This window comes from Ectobacillus sp., from assembly GCF_056992975.1.
On the sequence record NZ_JBXKMX010000226.1, the window covers coordinates 1 to 2,764 of the forward strand.

Here is a 2,764-nt window from a genome sequence, read left to right on the forward strand (position 1 = left end):
GGAACAAGGACTAATACTAGAAACATTTAAAGCAGCTCATACGAAAATTATCACTCTCCGCAAGACCTATGACCTTAACGATGAATTTGACGAGGAATACAGCGAATTTGAAGCGTTTATGGCCAGAAAAGAGTTAAAAATCATTACAAGACGTTTACAACGTGGACGTCTTCTATCTATCGAAAAGGGAAACTACCTAGGGACACACCCGCCATACGGATATACGATTATCGAAACAAAGGACAGTCGGACATTAGAAATCCATCCGGATCAAGCCGAAGTGGTCAATATGATATTTAATTTATATACAAGTAATGATTCATCGAAACGAATGGGATCAGGAAGGATTGCGAAACAATTAAACGAACTTGGATTTTTAAGTGCTACAGGGAAAAAGTGGAGCAATTACAGCGTTATCGACATTTTAAAAAATTATGTATATATCGGAAAAGTAACTTGGAATAAAAAAACACATGGTGGAAAACGAAAACCTCGCGAGGAATGGATTATAGCAAATGGTAAGCACGCGCCAATCATTACAGAAGAGATATTTAATAAGGCGCAATCGATTATGAAAAAGCGCTATCACACCCCGTATAACACAAAACCGAGCAATCCTCTTGCTGGACTCATAAAATGCGGAAAATGTGGTTCTAACATGTTGCAGCGCTATCCGAGAAATAAACAGAAAACCATAATCTGTCCAAATTGTGATACAAAATCCTCCTACACGCATTACATCGAATCCCATTTAATTTCTGCCTTAGACAAATGGTTAGTTGCATACAAATTAGACGTAAGTCTGCCTATTACAAATAACAAAAAAGAGGAAGTCGTCCAAATATACAAAGGAATTGTGAAGCAAATTCAGGGGGAACTTGAGGAAACAGAAAAACAAAAAGAACAGCTATATGATTTTCTTGAACGAAAGATTTATGATGAACAACTATTTATAGAACGAACAAGTCAATTGACCAAACGCATAGAGAAGCTTCATGTATCCTTGGAAAAAGCAAAACAAGAATACGAATTTGAACTACAAAAAAAACAAGCACAGCACTCCGCTATTCCAAACATAGAGAATGTGATTGATTTATATTTTAAAACAAACAATATTGCAATGCGGAACTTCCTTTTAAAATCAATTATCGAGAAAGTTGTCTATGTTAAAGAACGGAATCAAGTACTCGATGATTTTTCAATTGAGATTTATCCAAAACTTCCTTCTATACGTTAGACCCTTTGTTGCAATCATCTTGGGTACAATAAATTCACACCATTTAAACCAAGGGCATCGTTTGTAGAAATGGCGAGAACGACTGGCTTCCAATTACGTAGCGTCGCCTTTGCCGCCATAAGTACAGGAGAATCTGTTTGAGCATTTGCAAATTTGCTCATCGAATTACCTGTTAATGGTGCAATGACCATACAATCAAGAGGAATCTTCGGTCCAAGTGGCTCTGCCTTTACAATCGTATCTATTACAGATCGACCTGTAATACTTTCGATGCGTTCAATCCACTTGGCTCCTTCTCCAAATCGTGTGTCTGTCGTTTTTAATGTGTACGAAATAACAGGGAGTACCTCGGCTCCCGCCTCAACTAATTGCTGGATATAGGGCATAACCTCTTCAAACGTACAATGAGAGCCTGTTAAACCAAACCCGATAACCTTTCCCTTTACGTTCATCATTTGTTCTCCTTTCTCGATTTCACCTCAGCCAATAAACCTGTTAACACATTCGCGAGTATTTTTCCTGCTGTTTTTGGTGCAACGATTCCTGGTAACCCCGGTGCTAAAATAGCCTTTATCCCACGTTTTTCTGCATAGCGAAAATCAGTACCTCCCGGTTTGGAAGCTAAATCGATGATTAATGTATTTGTAGGCATTCCTGCAATAACACTATTGGTCACAATTAGATGAGGAACAGTATTAATGACGATGTCAATATCTTCGACAGCCTCATGCAAGTCTTTTAAATGAAAGGGATCAAACGACATTTCTGTAATACGTGCTAAATGCTCGGAACGTCGCGCTCCTGCCTTTACCTTCGCACCTAACGCTTGAAATGCTCGTGCTACACTCATTCCCGTTCGTCCAAAGCCGAGTACAGCAACTTTTGAACCATGAATCGTATAATCTGTGTGTTGAATAACCATCATAATAGTTCCTTCTACAGTAGGAATACTGTTATAAATCGCTACATCATCACGCTCGAATAGCTTGATGAGCGATCGATTGCATGTGGTAGCTATATCGTGTAAGTATGCATTGCTAATTCCAGAATAAATTGTAAAATGGGGCGGTGTTTTTGAAATATGCTCCTTCTTCAGCACTACCTTCTCATTAGAAAATATCGTTTCAATTTGTCCCGTGTCATTCGTTCCCGCTACGGGTAGAATAACGGCATCAAGACGAGAAAATTGTACTTCATCTATCTGTTCTTTTGTAGCTCCAGTAAATCCATGATCCAGTTGATCAAATCCGACCAATGACACCTTTGCATCCAATTCAATCAGTTTGCGGATGACCTCTAATTGTCTGGCATCTCCACCGATTACTGCTATATGCATATCCGTTAGCATATCTATCTTCACCTTCTTTGCAGTCTAGTAAAGTTATCGCTTTGGTTTCAAAACATCATATGTACTGTACAAGTGCTAGGTGCTAACGAAAAGCGGAATCGGCTCGCCCAGCTCCGGAGGGCAGAGGTTCTTTCCCCTAAAAGGCGCTCTTTGCCTTTGTAGGGGGAAGGTTCTCTGAC

Annotated in this window: 2 protein-coding genes and 1 pseudogene; 1 reads left to right on the forward strand and 2 read right to left on the reverse strand. The window is 39.4% G+C overall.

From position 1 onward, the window contains the following. Positions 1 to 1,237 (forward strand): recombinase family protein (locus AC11ZT_RS10480; protein ID WP_484059538.1); only part of this gene is annotated, 1,237 nt, incomplete at its 5' end. Positions 1,238 to 1,263: 26 nt separating this feature from the next. On the opposite strand, the pseudogene dpaB reads toward AC11ZT_RS10480, so the two are convergent. Both dpaB and dpaA read right to left on the reverse strand, forming a co-directional pair. Next, a pseudogene (gene dpaB, locus AC11ZT_RS10485) lies at positions 1,264 to 1,689 on the reverse strand (dipicolinate synthase subunit B); the annotation flags it as partial. Next, complete coding sequence (gene dpaA / locus AC11ZT_RS10490) at positions 1,689 to 2,585, reverse strand: dipicolinic acid synthetase subunit A (RefSeq protein ID WP_484059539.1); 897 nt, start codon at positions 2,583 to 2,585, stop codon at positions 1,689 to 1,691. The pseudogene dpaB and the gene dpaA, both read right to left, overlap by 1 nt. Positions 2,586 to 2,764: the final 179 nt, after the last annotated feature.